14 protein-coding genes are annotated in these 16,330 nt (G+C 46.5%); 7 read left to right on the top strand and 7 right to left on the bottom strand.

From position 1 onward, the window contains the following. Window positions 1-96 precede the first annotated feature (96 nt). The 5 genes from MKY82_RS15225 to MKY82_RS15205 all read left to right on the top strand — a co-directional run bounded on the left by MKY82_RS15225 (window position 97) and on the right by MKY82_RS15205 (window position 3,779). A complete protein-coding gene (locus tag MKY82_RS15225) occupies window positions 97-1,104 on the top strand; it encodes a phosphate/phosphite/phosphonate ABC transporter substrate-binding protein (protein ID WP_339296480.1) in 1,008 nt (335 codons plus the stop codon). Window positions 1,105-1,124: 20 nt separating this feature from the next. After that, on the top strand, window positions 1,125-1,898 hold the full coding sequence (phnC, locus tag MKY82_RS15220; protein WP_339296479.1) for a phosphonate ABC transporter ATP-binding protein: 774 nt from the start codon (window positions 1,125-1,127) through the stop codon (window positions 1,896-1,898). Further along, window positions 1,895-2,719 carry a phosphonate ABC transporter, permease protein PhnE gene (gene phnE, locus MKY82_RS15215; RefSeq protein ID WP_339296478.1) on the top strand — a complete coding sequence of 275 codons (825 nt, stop codon included), beginning with the start codon at window positions 1,895-1,897 and terminating at the stop codon, window positions 2,717-2,719. Before phnC ends, phnE (MKY82_RS15215) begins: the two co-directional genes overlap by 4 nt. Then, window positions 2,716-3,519 carry a phosphonate ABC transporter, permease protein PhnE gene (gene phnE, locus MKY82_RS15210; RefSeq protein ID WP_220685389.1) on the top strand — a complete coding sequence of 268 codons (804 nt, stop codon included), beginning with the start codon at window positions 2,716-2,718 and terminating at the stop codon, window positions 3,517-3,519. The genes phnE (MKY82_RS15215) and phnE (MKY82_RS15210) overlap by 4 nt, the downstream gene beginning before the upstream one ends. A gap of 77 nt (window positions 3,520-3,596) precedes the next feature. Then, window positions 3,597-3,779, top strand: a complete 183-nt coding sequence (locus MKY82_RS15205; protein WP_071221694.1) for a DUF2524 domain-containing protein — start codon at window positions 3,597-3,599, stop codon at window positions 3,777-3,779. A 280-nt stretch (window positions 3,780-4,059) separates the two neighbouring features. Here MKY82_RS15205 and MKY82_RS15200 read toward each other — a convergent pair whose 3' ends face one another. Continuing rightward, the gene (locus MKY82_RS15200) at window positions 4,060-4,806 is read right to left on the bottom strand and encodes a hypothetical protein (RefSeq protein WP_194542513.1); all 747 of its coding nucleotides are present in this window, start codon (window positions 4,804-4,806) and stop codon (window positions 4,060-4,062) included. A gap of 305 nt (window positions 4,807-5,111) precedes the next feature. On the opposite strand from MKY82_RS15200, the gene MKY82_RS15195 reads away from it, so the two are divergent. Both MKY82_RS15195 and MKY82_RS15190 read left to right on the top strand, forming a co-directional pair. Further along, window positions 5,112-5,687 (top strand): sigma-70 family RNA polymerase sigma factor, encoded by a 576-nt coding sequence (locus MKY82_RS15195; protein ID WP_339296477.1) that lies wholly within the window; start codon window positions 5,112-5,114, stop codon window positions 5,685-5,687. Continuing rightward, window positions 5,677-6,732: a hypothetical protein gene (locus tag MKY82_RS15190; protein ID WP_339296476.1), complete on the top strand. Its 1,056-nt coding sequence runs from the start codon at window positions 5,677-5,679 to the stop codon at window positions 6,730-6,732. Before MKY82_RS15195 ends, MKY82_RS15190 begins: the two co-directional genes overlap by 11 nt. 88 nt (window positions 6,733-6,820) lie before the next feature. Here MKY82_RS15190 and MKY82_RS15185 read toward each other — a convergent pair whose 3' ends face one another. The 6 genes from MKY82_RS15185 to MKY82_RS15160 form a co-directional block, all read right to left on the bottom strand. After that, window positions 6,821-7,819, bottom strand: coding sequence for an alpha/beta hydrolase (locus tag MKY82_RS15185; RefSeq protein ID WP_339296475.1), 999 nt, complete (start codon window positions 7,817-7,819; stop codon window positions 6,821-6,823). Between the two features lie 215 nt (window positions 7,820-8,034). Further along, window positions 8,035-9,402: a HAMP domain-containing sensor histidine kinase gene (locus MKY82_RS15180; protein WP_339296474.1), complete on the bottom strand. Its 1,368-nt coding sequence runs from the start codon at window positions 9,400-9,402 to the stop codon at window positions 8,035-8,037. Then, complete coding sequence (locus tag MKY82_RS15175) at window positions 9,399-10,073, bottom strand: response regulator transcription factor (protein ID WP_194542508.1); 675 nt, start codon at window positions 10,071-10,073, stop codon at window positions 9,399-9,401. Before MKY82_RS15175 ends, MKY82_RS15180 begins: the two co-directional genes overlap by 4 nt. Before the next feature lie 204 nt (window positions 10,074-10,277). After that, a complete protein-coding gene (locus tag MKY82_RS15170) occupies window positions 10,278-13,460 on the bottom strand; it encodes a discoidin domain-containing protein (protein ID WP_339296473.1) in 3,183 nt (1,060 codons plus the stop codon). An 80-nt stretch (window positions 13,461-13,540) separates the two neighbouring features. Then, the gene (locus MKY82_RS15165) at window positions 13,541-14,623 is read right to left on the bottom strand and encodes a SurA N-terminal domain-containing protein (RefSeq protein WP_339296472.1); all 1,083 of its coding nucleotides are present in this window, start codon (window positions 14,621-14,623) and stop codon (window positions 13,541-13,543) included. 306 nt (window positions 14,624-14,929) lie between these two features. After that, on the bottom strand, window positions 14,930-16,282 hold the full coding sequence (locus MKY82_RS15160) for an amino acid permease (protein ID WP_339296471.1): 1,353 nt from the start codon (window positions 16,280-16,282) through the stop codon (window positions 14,930-14,932). Window positions 16,283-16,330: the final 48 nt, after the last annotated feature.

The following is a 16,330-nucleotide window of genomic DNA, read 5'->3' as shown; positions in this document are numbered from 1 at the left end:
AATTCCAAAACTTTACAAAGAGTTATCATTTCATTGACAGACCATTAACACTCCCTCCGTATAGTGGAGCAGGTAAGACATGTCATTAACTTATAAATGGAGGTCATTGTTTTGAAAAAATGGATGAAAATCACCATGCCCCTGTTACTGTGCGTCGCTGTCATCAGCGGATGCGGCGGCGGAAATACCGACACCAGCGGCAAAGCCGCGGCGAACGCCGGGCAGGAGAACTCGCAAGGCACAAAAACAGACAGCAGCGCGACCACAGAATCTACCGGGTATGTCCCTGATAAACTGACGGTCCAATTCGTTCCTTCCCAGAATGCCGATACGCTTGAAGCCAAAGCCAAGCCGCTCGAAAAGCTGCTGTCCGACAAAATCGGGATCCCCGTTGCGGTCAGCGTATCGACTGACTATAACACGATTGTAGAAGCGATGGCATCTAAAAAGGTGGACGTTGGCTTCCTGCCGCCAACCGCGTATGTTCTTGCCAAAGAGAGAGGCGCTGCTGAGGTTATACTGCAGGCCCAACGTTATGGCGTTAAGGATGAAACCGGCGAGCCTACGGATGAGCTTGTGGATTTCTACAAGGCGATGATGATCGTGAAAAAGGATTCTGCCATCCAATCCGCGGCCGACCTGAAGGGCAAAAAAATTGCCTACCAAAACGTTTCATCCTCTGCCGGTTATGTGTGGCCTGCGGCGGTTTTGATGGATAACGGGATCGACCCGATGAAGGACGTCGAGCCGATTACGGTAAAAGGCCATGACCAAGCCGTCCTTGCCGTGTTGAACGGCGATGTCGATGCAGCTGCCATTTTCCAGGATGCCCGCAATGTCGTCAAGAACGATTACCCCACCGTATTTGAAGATACACGCGTACTGACTTATACGGAGAAAATTCCGAACGATACGATCACCGTGCGCTCCGATATGAGCCCGGAATGGATTGAGAAGCTGCAAACCGCGTTTATCGAGATCGGCCAGGACGAAGAAGGCCACAAGATTATCTCGGAAATTTACACGCATGAAGGTTATGTCAAATCCGATGACAGTCGTTTCGAGATTGTCCGTGAATATGGCAACAAGGTTAAGACCGAGTAAACGATAAGGGACTGGGTGCCATGATTGAAATTCGCAACGTTTCGAAAACATACGCCAATGGAACCAAAGGACTGAACCATATCAATCTGACGATCGGCCGCGGCGAATTCGTGGCGATCGTCGGGCTGTCCGGCGCCGGTAAGTCGACCCTGCTGCGGTCGATGAACCGGCTTCACGACATTACCGAAGGCAACATCGTGATCGACGGTAAATCGATCACAGCGGCCAAGGGCAAAGAGCTGCGGCGCATCCGAAGAGATATCGGCATGATCTTTCAAAGCTTCAACCTTGTGAAGCGCTCCTCCGTGCTCCGCAATGTGCTCGCCGGACGCGTCGGATACCACTCCACCCTGCTCACCCTGCTCGGCCGATTTCCAAAGGCCGATGTAGATCTCGCTTTTCAGGCACTCGACCGGGTAGGCATCGTCCAGAAAGCCTATGCCCGGGCCGACGAGCTGTCTGGCGGACAGCAGCAGCGAGTCGCGATTGCCCGAGTGCTTGCGCAGGAAGCCAAGATCATACTGGCGGACGAGCCGGTTGCTTCCCTCGATCCTTTGACTACGAAGCAGGTCATGGATGATTTAAAACGAATTAACGCGGAGTCCGAAATTACGACGATCGTGAATCTGCATTCGATCGATCTGGCACGGCAGTATGCTACTCGGATTATCGGATTGCGCGCCGGGGAGGTAGTCTTTGACGGACCTGTATCGGAAGCGACGGATGAGCGGTTTACGGAAATATACGGACGGCCATTCGGCAAGAATGAGGTATTGGAGGAAACGGCTGTATGAAGATGGAAATGGAAACGGGGCCGTTCGAACCATCAGCTCAATCTCCCCTTCATCGCCCGAAACCACCTAGCAAACTGAAGCAATACATGACAATGGCTTTCCTGCTGCTTCTCGTCTGGGGCAGTGCGCAGCAGACGGACGCTTCCTTCATGGAGCTTGTAGAAGGTCTGCCAAATATGCTCGACCTGCTGCGGGAAATGTTCCCGCCGAAATGGAGCTATCTCGACAACATTTTGGAAGCCATGCTGGAAACGATACGCATGGCGCTGATCGGGACCACGCTGGGCGCCGTCCTGGCCGTTCCGGTGGCGCTGCTCTGTGCAGATAACATGGTCAAGAATCGGTGGATCACCTATCCGGTTCGCTTTCTGCTAAACTTGCTCCGCGCGATTCCCGACCTTCTGCTCGCCGCCTTATTTGTTGCCATAGCAGGACTCGGTCCGTTACCGGGGATTTTTGCCTTATCCGTCTTTTCACTGGGTCTGATAGCTAAACTCACCTATGAAGCGCTGGAAGCGATAGATCCTGGACCGCTGGAAGCGATGACCGCTGCCGGAGCAAATCTGCCACAGCTGATCGTGTACGGTGCTGTCCCGCAGGTTCGGGCGCATTTCGCTTCTTATACGCTGTACACGTTTGAAATCAATGTCCGTGCCGCTGCCGTGCTCGGTCTGGTGGGAGCTGGCGGGATCGGTCATTATTATGAAGTGACACTCGGTTTTTTTGAGTACGACAAGACATGCATGATCATCATCTTCACCCTGATTGTTGTCCTCTTGATCGACTATCTTAGTGCGAAATTGCGGGAGAAATTGTTATGAGTCAATCATGGAACGACATCGTTCCCCAACCGAAAAAAAGCCGGCTCCGCTGGCTCATCTACGTTATGCTGGCCGTCGTTTATGTCTGGGCCTTCTCCGGTATTCCGTACTCTGGCATTAAGGAGACGGCTGGTCAGGTGACAACGGCTATTTTCTCAGGTTTGCTTTCACCCGATTGGGATTTTGTCTATTTACCAGACGGAGAGGATTTGCTGCGAGGCTTGCTGGATACGTTGGCTATATCCATTCTGGGGACGATCATCTCGGCGGTCATCTGTATCCCGTTCGCTTTCTGGGCCGCGGCCAACATGACCGGGTCCATATTCGCCTCCGGATCAGGCAAAGTGCTGCTCAGTCTGATCCGCGTCTTTCCTGAAATCGTAATGGCACTGTTGTTCATCAAGGCAGTGGGCCCCGGCTCTTTTGCAGGTGTGCTGGCACTCGGTTTGCATTCAGTAGGCATGCTTGGCAAACTGTTCTCCGAAGAGGTGGAACAGATCGATACGGGCCCGACCGAAGCATTGATCGCTGCTGGCGCGACACGGTTGCAAATCGTCCGGTTCGCCGTTTTGCCACAGGTACTGCCCGGCTTTCTGTCGTATATCCTCTACCGCTTCGAAATCAATCTCCGCTCCGCCACCATCCTGGGCGTGATCGGCGCAGGCGGCATCGGGACACCGCTTATTTTCGCGCTGAGCTCACGAAATTGGGACCGCGTCGGCATTATTTTGCTCGGAATTATTGTCATGATTACCTTGATCGACTTGATTTCGGGCGCGATTCGAAAAAAGCTCGTTTAACGGAGGGCCATGAATAACTTTGGAAGTATCCTCCATACTAGTGATGAACAACATCTTACAACCAAGGAGGAACCATGATGCTCGACAATTTGGAAAGCGACTACAACTGCGCGAATGCCGGCGACGATCTCCATCGGCTCAAGCAAGAGCTTGCCGCTCTGCGGGAACAGGGTACGGAAGGCCAAGAAACACAGGAACAACTCAACCGATTGGAGAATCAAATCTCCTTCATTATGAACAAATGCGATATTAACCATTAACGTTTAATCTACACACTTCTTCGAGATCTGCAATGATCTCGCCATTACCTGCATGACGTAATTGATTTTGAAAGGTATCTGACACCTCGAAAACTCTCCATGATTAAAAAACCCGTATCCGTGAAAGGATACGAGTTTTTTTAGTTTCGCTATTATTCCTCAATCTGCTGAATCAATGTCTTCATTGGATCGATCGGGCGGTTCGCGTCACCCTAATTCACTCAATAATTTTTATTAGTGAATGAAATATCAATTTTAAACTAAATAAGGTTTTATTTTCTTATTTTTTGACCACTGTTTTAGCCATTTTAATCAGGTCTTCTTCTTTCAAAGGATTACCCGGATTGGTCGAGATGCTGAATGACTTGCCATTTTCAATCCAGGAAAGGGTATTGGTTATAAATTCCTTACCAAGCTTGGGATACTTCTTTTTCAATTCCTCAGCGGTTATATAGGTATAGCCTTTCTGCTTCTTGTCTTTCGGATCAAGTCGAGCACTTTGGAATTTAATATAATGGGTTCCATTCTTATAATGTAATAAAATCATGTTTGATTTTGCCCAGTTAATTTTTTTGGAATGCACCTGTTTTTCTAGCCTTTTTGCTTCAGCCTTCATTTCATTATGATATTCACTGCTGTATGGACCGACAATTTCCCCTGACACAAAGCGATAATTCTCCGGCAGATTTTTCGGTTGCTTCAGTACCGGTTCTTGTAAAGTAGAGGCTTTCTTCCAATAATCCTCATATGTATTGTACTCTGGATGAATGTTCCCCATAGCGAAAGTCTCTAGACGTTTTCCATTTGTCAGTTCATTGCTTACGTATACCATATAAGAGTCATCCGGATTCTCTTCAAGCAGTTTATTAATTCTGGCTGTTTCCTCCTTTTCCAGTTGTTCCACTTTGCTCACAGCGGCTGCCGTACTTCTAGAGGTACCCGGTGCTGCCTCCGAAGCAACATTCATGGAACCCAGCATCAATAAACCGCTTAGCGCAGCAACCGTTATTTTCATACTTTTGTTCATCGGTCATTTCTCCTTGTGGTTGTTTTATGTTTTCCATTTATATAACAATACCAACAAAGGCATTTGTGACATATAGGGAAGAAAGGAATGAGCGACAACTAGTTAACCGACATTCAATCGCATACGCAGACGGACTGTATTATAGTTAAGAAGCCGGGTTGTCCTACTCTAAGGAATCCGGCTTTTTTAAAAATCATAGTGAACGTAATGATCATTCTCGAAAAAAAATAAAGAAAGAAACCGAACCTTTTTTAAATAGAGAGACAATATAGGGTGTAAGCCGCTTACCCAGGAGGGCCCTCTGAATGCAAAGTGAATACATGTTTCAATTACTCAAACAAATGAAAGACGGTGATCAACAGGCGTTTCGTACGATGTATGATGCCACCTATCAGGACGTCTACCGGACCGTTTCCTTTCTGGTGGATCATCCGCAGGACCGGGAAGATGTCATGAATGAGATTTATATGCAAATGTGGACGTCACTTGCCAATTACGACACGAATCGACCTTTCCTTTTCTGGCTGCACGGCTTGGTCATCCGTCAAGTGCAGAGATTTCGGGTCAAGCGCTGGCGGAGATTTCGAATTTTCGAGCGCATCCGTGACTTTGCCCGGGAAGAATCGCATTGGGATCAACCTTCGGTGTTGATGGACGGCACGAACCAACTCATATCGCAGGCAATCCAAAAACTGACGGATAAACAGCGAGCGGTCATTATCCTCCGCTTTTTTCACGACTACACGCTGGAGGAAATCGCGACCATACTCGATATTCCGCTGGGTACGGTCAAGTCCAGATATCATGCGGGCATCCAGGCGCTTCGAAAAAACATATGGAATCTCCCCCCGGAAAGGATGGAAAAGATCAATGACTATTGAACGTAAAATCCGAGAGCATCTGCGCAAAGAAGCAGAAACGTTGGATTGTCCTCCGGCCATTTCCAACCGTATAGAGCAATCCTACTCACAATTTTTGCTACGACAAAGGAGCGGAAAAACCATGAAAAAACGTTTTATTGCTGGCATCGTTGCTACTGCCATTTTGATTCCAACCGCAGCGTTTGCTGCCCCTACCCTGATTGAAATGCTGATCAGAACACCGATGACGGCTGAACAGATCAAGTCGGATGTAGTTGGCAGAGCAACACTCGAAAAGCTGTATAGTGCATTTCCCGAGGCTAAATCGTTTGAGATAATCGAGGCAAGCACGGTTCAAGGTACTCAAACCAGTATCATCCTCCAGGAAAAAGGAGCAACCGGCAAAAAGATTGCCCTTCACACCAATAGTATGACGGGTGAGATCGAACACGTGATTCAAGAGAATTGGGGGCCTAAGGAGAAGCCGCTCACGGCATTAACCGAACAGGAAATCAAGTCGAAGGTCGATCATTTGATCAATGCACTATACGGCAGCGTCGAAGCGTACGAGTTTGCTATGGAGCAAATGGAAAACCCGGATCAGAAAACATTGATGCTGACTTACACCCAAAAGGGATCAACAGCCCCCTTCTACCAAGTACTGGTTCAGGGCCATTCCATCAGTCTTTCGCTGATTGCAGGTGAAACGTCGTCTTCAGACGATAAAGTAGAAGGTTTCTTTACTTCGAATGGCAAGCCTGATTATTTTGCAGATGCCTTTTTGAATGACGACAAACTCTTTTCTTTACTAAACATAAGCCCAATTGAACTCAAACAAGAATTAGCTAAAGGCAAATCCGTAGTGGAGATTGCAGCATCTAAGAATGTCTCCAAACAACAAGTGATGGATGTCATCGCAAAAACTCAGGTTGAAGCACAAATTCAAAGTGAGAATAATGGCGAAGTTCCTAAAAACAATCGTTCCTATGAACAACAGTTAAAAGCAATTGAACCAAAAGTATTACAAGTAATTGAATACAAAACTGACACACCAGAAAATAAATAACTCATTAATCAAACAAACAAAAGCCGGATTCCTTAAAGTAGGAAAACCCGGCTTTTTCACTATTAATCAGTTCTAATCGTATATTTCGTTAATTTGTTGGTGGTACTCCGTCTACCTCTTTCATAAATGCTCTAAAGTTCTCAGCGATTTCTTTGAAGTGGGTATGGTGTAAATAATGGGATCCATTCATGGTTATTACTTTTCCATGTACCGAATCTTTGATCTGCCCTTCATGCAGAGGGATCCAACCTTCTACACCTTCATTATTCGCTTGTACAAAGAGAAGAAGTGGAAGGTCTTTAGGGAAGGTTAAATCTTGAGCCCCTTTAAAATTAGAAGAAATATGTTCCATCTCGTTCAAAGTCGTGGGAGTATACATGTTTTTATTCGAAATCAATTTCATTTGCTCTACCGTTTGATTTTCAAATGCGAGTCCAGTATAGGGGTCAGCACTTATTTTCATTCCCAATCTTAAAAGACCTGTTTTTTTGAGGAATGCAAACGTATTTATAGGTAATTTGGCATCCATGCCGGGTTGCGTTGGAACACTGCTATCGATTCCGACAAATGCAGACACCTCGTCCGGATATTTGTTCACATAATCAATACCGTAAATGCCTGCAATCGAGTGGCCCATGAGTGTGTATCGATCAATATTAAGCTCCTGTAGAGCTTCATGAACTTCACTTACGATATTCGCCGTGGTTCGCTCTTTTTCAGTTGCATCACTTAATCCATAACCGAAAGGCTCAACGGCGACAACTTTGTAAAATGGAGATAATTCATCGATAAGCAGCTTAAAATCAAGAGCTGGTGCTGCTGTTCCATAACCAGGCAGGAGTACGACTGTTTCTTCCCCTTCTCCCTGAATGAACACATTCATATTTTTCCCATCTACAGATACGTGCTGGCCGTAAGCCTCTATTCGTTTCGCCTCCGAATTATTACTGATCACATTCGTGATATAAACAATACCTAGAAAAAGAACAATGGCTATCACGATTGCTCCCATGATTTTAAGTACTAGGTTTCGCACTTTCTTTGTTTTTGTGCTATTCCCCGTTTTCTTTTCCACTATCTGTGTCACTCTCATCTTCTCCTGTCCTGATCTGTTTATTAGGCTGCCTTAAATCGGCGACTAATGAAAGTGTAATCAACCAAGATGTACTCCTCATGACGGCAATATGAACGGAGTATGAACAGACAAAAAAAAGCTCCGGCTCACTTACAAGGAAGTTTACATGTGAGCAGCAGAAGAACGAGGGCTAGTCGATCCAATGGATGGATACTCCAGGAATCTAACTAATCTGGTGGGGGAGTGATTGGCAAGGTAACAATGAAGGTAGCTCCTTGACCAGGTTCACTTTCCACTCGGACGTCGCCTTGATGCAGGGATACGATTTGTTTAACGATGGCAAGTCCCATACCGCTGCCGTCATACTTGCGACTGTGGGAACGATCGGCCTTGAAAAAACGTTCGAATATTCGCTTCTGGTCTTCGAGAGAGATACCAATGCCAGTATCGGATATTCGAACAGAGACGTATTTGATATCTTGTTTGATGCTGACGCTAATCACGCCGCAGTCCTTGGAAAATTTGATGCTATTGCCAAGGATGTTCGTCCATACCTGATTTAACTGATCGTGATCAGCCGTTACTTTAACGGTCTGCAGATCAAGCTCAAAATGAATGTTGTGAGCAGACCACTGCGGCTGCAGCGCCACGATGACTCGCCGGATCTGTTCATCAAGGCCGAGTGTGACAAACCGCAGTTGCTGTGACTGCGACTCAAGCATACTCAGCTTGAGCAGGCTATCACTCATTTTGGACATCCGCTTCGCTTCAGCGATGATAATATCAAGATACCGGCTTCGTTCTTGATCTGAGAGGTCCACTTGCTTGAGCGCTTGAGCATAACCGGATATTGAGGTGAGCGGGGACTGAACCTCGTGCGACACGTTCGTTACAAATTCCCTGCGCATCTGCTCCAGCTGCTGCAGATCATTCGTCATTTCTTCGAAGCTGCGAGCCAACGTCCCCAGCTCACTCGTTTGCTTAATATTCAGCTTGACGTTGAAATCTCCAGTCGCTATACGTTTGGTTGCTTTTGTCAGCTTTTTGATCGGTCTTACCAGAAATACAGAAGCAACCAGAATCAATAAGCTTCCTGCAATCAACAAATAGGTTCCAAATATCAATGCCCAGTTAATGACAAATGAGGCGGAAGGAGGGGCGAGCATTTCCAAAAACATCGCCTTCGTTCCCACTTCCGTTTTTAACGGCAAACCTAAGAAAATTGAGGCAATACCATTTGAAGTGTCTTGAACAACGCTTCCATTTAATACTTTTTTTACTTGCTCCATCCTCACAGTAGCAGGTTTGTGTCCGTTAAGCTTTCCGTAAGACTGGAATTGACCCGTTGCTTCATAAATTCGAATATGATAGAGTTCGAGCTGCTTCATTTCACTTACGAACAAGTCCGCTTCACGTAACGGAATGGTCTTGTATATCCGGACGATGTCTTCGCCAAAGTTACGTAAGTTGATTTGAGCGTACTCGTTCAATTTTTCTTTGAATATCCAAGAGGACATAAAAAAAGCAATGATCGTTCCTGCGATGACGGAGACCAGAAATGTCAGGACCACACGAATATATAAGGATCTGATCATTCATAAACCTCAAGCCGATACCCAAGCCCGCGAACCGTTTCGATCCGAAAATCGGGTGTAGTCGCAAACCGTTCACGCAGGCGCTTTATATGTACATCTACCGTTCGATCATCTCCTGCGTAATTGATCCCCCATATCTGGTCAATCAACTGCTCGCGAGTATAGACTTGCCCGGGTGTTCCCGCGAGCTTATACAGCAATTCGAACTCCTTGAGCGGCAGCGTGAGCGACTCCGTCCCTCTCATCACCTTATAGGTCTGCCTGTCAAGAATGACGTTTCCGAACTGAATCATCTGCGTGGAGCCAATCCGATATCGTTTCAATAATGCCTTAACGCGAACCGTCAACTCCAACGGATCGAATGGTTTCGTCAAATAATCATCCGTCCCCAGTTCGAACCCTTTCACCTTCTCCCATGTTTCGCCTCTTGCTGTCAGCATAAGTAACGGAAGATCAGGATTGGTTCTTCGCAGCTCCGAGCACAATATCCAGCCATCCATAATCGGCATCATAATATCAAGCACGACAAGATCGATATGGGTTTCGGCGTAGACGGTTAGTGCTTCCTTGCCATCCGCGGCTTCGACCGTTATAAAACCTTCGTTTCTTAGAAATAAACAGACGAGTTCGCGAATATTCGCATCGTCGTCAGCAACCAGTATAGTAGGCATCCGTTCCCTCTTTTCCAGTTATCCATCTCATATTAAAGTAACCATTATACTATAAATATAATGATATACTCCCATACTACCTAATCATCATACCCGGGATATTCAATGAATGCACCCTCGTCTCCTTTCTTCCGTACACGCAAGTCAGCGCCTGTTTCTGCGGAAACAGGCGCTGACTTCATTTCGTTTCAGTTAATAAACAATCTACAATGGGTTAAGGAGCGTCGCTGCATCGCGTAACAAATATTCCGCAACCTCGGCGGAGATATGATTCCCTTTTTGTGCATGGACTTCAGAAATGAAACTGCGCAGATTTTGTTTTTGCAATTTTTTCAGCAGACTGTTAGCAATCCCTTTGTTATCAATGGTCCCCTCGTCTGCGAAACGTTGAACCAGTTCCTCAAGAGCGGCATAACTTGTTTTCACCTGAAAGTCTACGGATTGTATAGATGAGTTCCCTGCTAAATCAATTGCTTTTACCGTAAATGTATGTGTACCCTGCTCAAGTATATATAACGGAATTTCAGTTAAATCCGTTAATACGTTTCCATCCAAGATGACTTCGGTTTTTGCTTGGTCGACACCTGACAGAAGGTCTGCCACTTCAAATTCGGGTTGAAACACACCCGTATTATATTCTGATGTTACAACTTGATGTATCGTGATCTTAGGAGCTGTCCAGTCCACCGTAATATGGCTGGAGGCCTGAAAATCGCCTTCTTCCGTCGTTGCCGTGATAACAGCCCTTCCTTCCTCTAAGGCAGTCACGATGCCATGATCGTCTACCGTTGCCACCTGCTCTTGATTCGTGCTCCATTTCATATTCTTATTGGTTGCATGATCCGGCATAACCGTTGCGTGGAGCTCTCTACTGCGGCCGGAAGAGGAATTAAACACAAGCTCCGGTGTATCCATTATTATTCCAGTAACGGGTACGTTATCAACGATATGCTCAACGATGAGTTCATTTAACGCGATGTTCCCCCATATCCGATTCCCGTCATTCACCTTTAACCGAAGTTTATAGGCGTTTACCGTTGTGAAGGAAACGCTTTGGCGTTCTTTGGTGCTGTCGTTAAGCTCCCATTCGACCGATGCGTCAGACAAAGCCGTCACCCAACGGCTACCGTCGAAATACTCCACGTCAAAATTGGTGATACCCTGGCCGATCCCAAAAAACGTGACTAACGTAACCTTGTTGACCGGTACCCTATGATTGCCGTAGTCAAGGGTAATATAACCTGGAAAGGTTACATTGCCGGTACTTCCCCATGCAGAGTTCAAATTGTTGTCGATGATGTTAGTAATGGTGCCTGCCCCCGTCGCAAAGGTCGTGGTGACCATATCTTTGGATAGTTCAGGATTGTTATACAATTCAAGCTCATTTAGTGCGATTCGCCCCGATGGGTTTGCACCGTCATGGACCTTCAATCTGATTTGAGAGAATCGAGTAAGTGGAAATTCCACGGATTTGATCTCGTTTGCGCCCGTGTTCAAATCCCAAGTCAGATTGATATTGGTGCGTAGGGGAATCCATGCCGAACCATTACGGTATTCAAGATCAAAGTTCGTAATACCCAAATCCTTTCCGAATCTAGTATTAAGCTTCAATTGATTGGCCATAAGCGTTTGCTCGCCAAAATCGAGCGTGATATCGTTCGGAAAGGAAGGCTCCGTATCGGTTTCCCATGCCGTGTCGTAATCATTATCAATAATATGTTCAATCCCTGAAGAAGACGTTTGAAATGTCGTACTTGCAGCTGCCTGCGTAGCTAGATTGTCGACAGGTGTGCTGGCAGGCCGTTTCGGAACGATGACGATCGGATCAGGCATGTTCCCTGCTGGTGGAACACTGCCCTCGTATTCGTGGGCACCGATATCGGGAGCGCCATTATATAACGGGTTGCCAAAATAATCCCTTCCTCCGTTATCGTTTATGCGTATGCCTGCGCCTATTAGTGGTGAAGTCGCTTGCAATCGGTACCCATTCACTGTATCCATGCCATTGCCGCCGCTTCCGGGATCAACAAATTTCGGATCGTCCGTTATCTTATGGGCATCAGCCTGCACCAATGTGTTTCCTCCGTAATATGCGTTGTAGTCAAATGTCTGACCCGTCAAGTCCCATCCCTTATCACCGACGCTGTAGTACACATTATTATAATTATGAATGTTGCGCGGGGCTCCCGAAGCCTTGGTAAAGTAATCGCTCATCACCGGGTTGCCTGATGATTTTCCTACGTAAATCGTATTATTGTAGTTGTAAACGTTATCAATGGATCCACTGTATCGGAATATGCTTTTTCTGTCATTTTGGCTGATGTTGTATCTGACGATGGTATTGATTGTGTTGTAAGTGTCGTTTACGAACAGCATGAAGCCGCCAGCGTTATCATGACTGTAATTGTATTGAACCAACGAATTGATGTTTCCTGCATCCACGTCGAAGCCATGCCCGTCTTCCGCGCCGTTCACACTGGCAAAAGATTCGTTGAATTGAACGAGGTTATTGTCCGCATACGCCCACCAAATGGAAGCATTGGTTGCCAGATAGGTGGCTTGTTGGACGGTGTTGCGCTCGACCACCGCTCCATCGGTGACATTCCAAGCGATCCCGCCGGTTGCGGCTCTGATGACGGTATTATTGGATATTTTCACTTGGGTGGACGGCGTCCATGGCCCGTATGGTTTAGGTACCCATGGCCATAAATCGCCCATTCCGTAGCGCAGGATACAATTGGAGCCAATGTAAATGCCATAGGCATCCACGTCCGTCAGTATATTGCCGTCAATGAGAATATCGTTAAATGCGCTGGGTGTAGTCGACCCGACCGAATCAAAAATAATCCCTCCGGAGCGTGTAGTATATGATCCATCGACATCATGGATGTTCATGTTTTGGATATAGATGTGATTCAATAGACCAGCTTCCTCATTCAAGATATAGACACCCCGTCTTTGGCCCCGCGGATTCTCCCAATCTCGATCAAAAGGCAGCGGCGAGCTGTTTGTCACCTCCAGGTTGTTGATTTCCCAATACTCCTGGTTTTTCAAAAAGACGGCTTCCAGTTCGGACGTAATCCCTGCGATTAATGGTTTGCTTCCGGAACCGTACATATCGATAATGATCGGATTTCCGCTTGAACCGGAACCTTTCGGCCACAGCCTGCCATTCCAGCTTTCCCCAGCTTTGAACAAGATTTTGTCGCCTGGGGCAAAGGTAGTCGCGTTAACTTTGTCTAACGATCTCCACGCAGAGTCTTGACTTGTGCCGTTATTCCTGTCATCTCCCCCTGTACTGTCCACGTAATAAGTGGATCCGGCAGCTAAAGCGTCCGACGGTGAAGCGGTAACCCAATTGCAAACCAAGGAAAAGATAGAAACCATGCAGATCAACTTTGTGATAAACGATTGCCTCAATCATCTTCATTCCCTTCATTTTTATTTATGTAATGCCAAATGGGCAGTTACATTTGAAATTTACTGTACAACTCCTCATTCAATACAACGTGCGCATCGGTTATTCGCTCACGTATGTACACTTCATATTTGTTATCGATGTAGTCCTTTAACACTTGTTCTCTTATTCCGTCAAATGCCAGAAACTTGGTTCCCCTCTGATCTTTCTCCACGGATTGGATGAGATAGAAGCGGCCGTTCTCTTCAATAATTTCGCTAACCTCTCCTGGATGAAGGTCGACAGAAGCTAGAGCTACCGGACTTCTGGAGTTGTGCCTGTGACTATCCAAGTTATATAACTGCTCCGTAACCTGGCTATCTTGATGGATGTCCTTTGCTGCTTGCTCAAATGAAATTCCGGATAAAATTTTCTGCCTAGCAGTCTCCAATTTCCTTTTCTCCCGAGTTTTGAGAAGGGTATCGACATTCCGATTGGCATCAAGAAAAGATAATGATAATTGTCGTACCTTCACGGTTGCGGGCGCATGATACAACCGTCTCTTATTCGCCTCGTAAAACGTGAGCAGCTGTTGTTCATTCGGCTTCCAGTCATGCTCCATCAGATGGTTTTTGACCGCTAAGGCCGTGTTTCCCATCACATATTCTAAATAGGTTTCCTCCGTATATTGAGCGGGTCCGAAAACAACCTGATTGTTCTTGATTGCTTGCTGCCTTCTCTCGTTTTCAAGCAAGAGGTTTTGTACAAAACCGTCGTAACTGATATCGGAAAGCACGCCCTGCTCTTTGGCAAGGATCTGTCGAATTTTAAGATGGATGCTGTCTTCGAGCGCCTTCTTTTTGATCAACTCAAGCGGAGTTTCATTTCCGTATGGCGTGGACCAAAATTCGGGCGACTGCGCTGCATCATATTTTTCATGGAAATACTTGATCATTTCAGCTCGATTGGCATGAATAGCTCTTTGAAATTCGCTCACATGAATCACTTCTCCGTCAACTGTCGCGATATAAGTGTCCTCTGGATGTGTTTGTGAAAATTCAGACTTTGCGATTAAAAAGACCGTCACGATGATCAAAATTAAGATTCCGGCTGTGTACAGCCATTTCAGACTGCAAAATTTCTGTACCATCATACCCATCAGCACCCTCATCATTAGCTTTATTTAATGAACACGCTCCCTACCTAGGCGACTCCAATTTATGTATAATTCATTATAATTTCCATAAGAAAGCGCTATCAATTGTTCCTTTTTTACATTCCTTTCACTTTCTTTACTTGTTCTCATGCATATAAAAAGACGACAGAGGATTGATTCCTCTGCCGCCTTCTCTTTGTATATTCCGTTTTCTTGATTGCTGCAATACGGCTTCCAACCGAATCATGACACCTTTTTATGCTTGTCCGATGACCGTGAAATTGAAGCCCAACATCTGCTCCGTTATCCGCTTCTGTTCCCTTTTTTGAATTTCATGAGGGACCAGACAACCAATAGCAGCAGGACGGACAGACATACGCTGATGCTGACCCGGTTCTGTCCGTCTATCAGAAACAGGACAGCGATCACCGACAGGCAGAGCGCAGTTACGCCGGTTATATAGGGGAACCCCCATACCTTAAAGCTGGGCTGCATCGGATAAGCTTTGCGCAGCTTCAGCTGCGAGAAGCAAATGCAGATCCACACGAGCACAACGACAAACCCCGGCACCGCCATCAGAACCCGAAACAGCTGGTCTTGCGCAATCAATCCAAGCAAGGAACCCGCTAATAGTATGATCGCGCAGAGGTTCAGCGTATTAAGCGGAATGCCTTTGCTCGTGGTCTTGGCCAGGCTTCGTGGAGCCTCCCCGGCAGCTGCCATGGAATAAATCATGCGCGTCGCACCATAGATACCGGAGTTGGCTGCCGACAGCACTGCCGTCACCAAGATAAAATTCATAATGTGGGCTGTTCCCTGCAATCCCGTAGCGGACAACACTTGAACGAAGGGACTTGCCTCTCCCCCGAGCTGATTCCACGGAATCAATCCGCATATGATCAGAATCGGCAGCGTAAAGAACAAAATTACCCGCAAAATAAAATTGCGCACGACTTTCGGCAGGATTTTCTCCGCATTCTCAGTCTCGGTTAATGTGAGACCGATCAGCTCGGAGCCGCCATACGAAAAGGTAACGACAAGCAGAGCCGAGAATATGGCGAACCATCCGTTTGGTAAAAAACCGCCGTGAGCGGTGAAATTTTGAAGGTATGGGGTGTCTGAACTCGGAATAATGCCAAACATCAGAAAACTTCCCAGCACAATAAAACTAATAATCATGGCGATTTTGATCCCGGCAAGCCAAAATTCCACTTCGCCAAAGCTTCCAACACTCATCATATTAATTAAAATAATGAGCGCAGCACTTGCTAGGCTGAGCAGCCACAGCGGAACCTCCGGAAACCAGTATTGCAGAAAGCTGCCTGCCGCAATCACTTCAATCACGCATACCGAGAGCCACATGAAACAATACATCCAGCCCATGACAAAAGAAACCCGTTTTCCAAAGGCTTCCCGTACAAAATCTTTCATGTTCCGGCCCGGATACACCGTAGCCATTTCCGTCATTGCTCCCATTACCACCAGAAGCAGCAGTCCTGCAAAGATATAAGAGAAAATAACGCCCGGACCGGCGAGACTGATCGTCTCGGAACTTCCTTTAAATATCCCGGTGCCGATTACACCGCCCATTGCCATAAAGCTGATATGCCTTGGCCTCAATTTCTTCTGTAATGAAACTTCATCTTGTTTTGCCATTAACATATCCCCCTGATGACTTTCAAATTAACCTATTGATAAGTATAA

Source organism: Paenibacillus sp. FSL W7-1279, assembly GCF_037969845.1.
Classification (GTDB): domain Bacteria; phylum Bacillota; class Bacilli; order Paenibacillales; family Paenibacillaceae; genus Paenibacillus_AQ.
The sequence above is the reverse complement of the archived record's forward strand: the minus strand, read 5'-3'. Positions and strand labels throughout refer to the sequence as shown.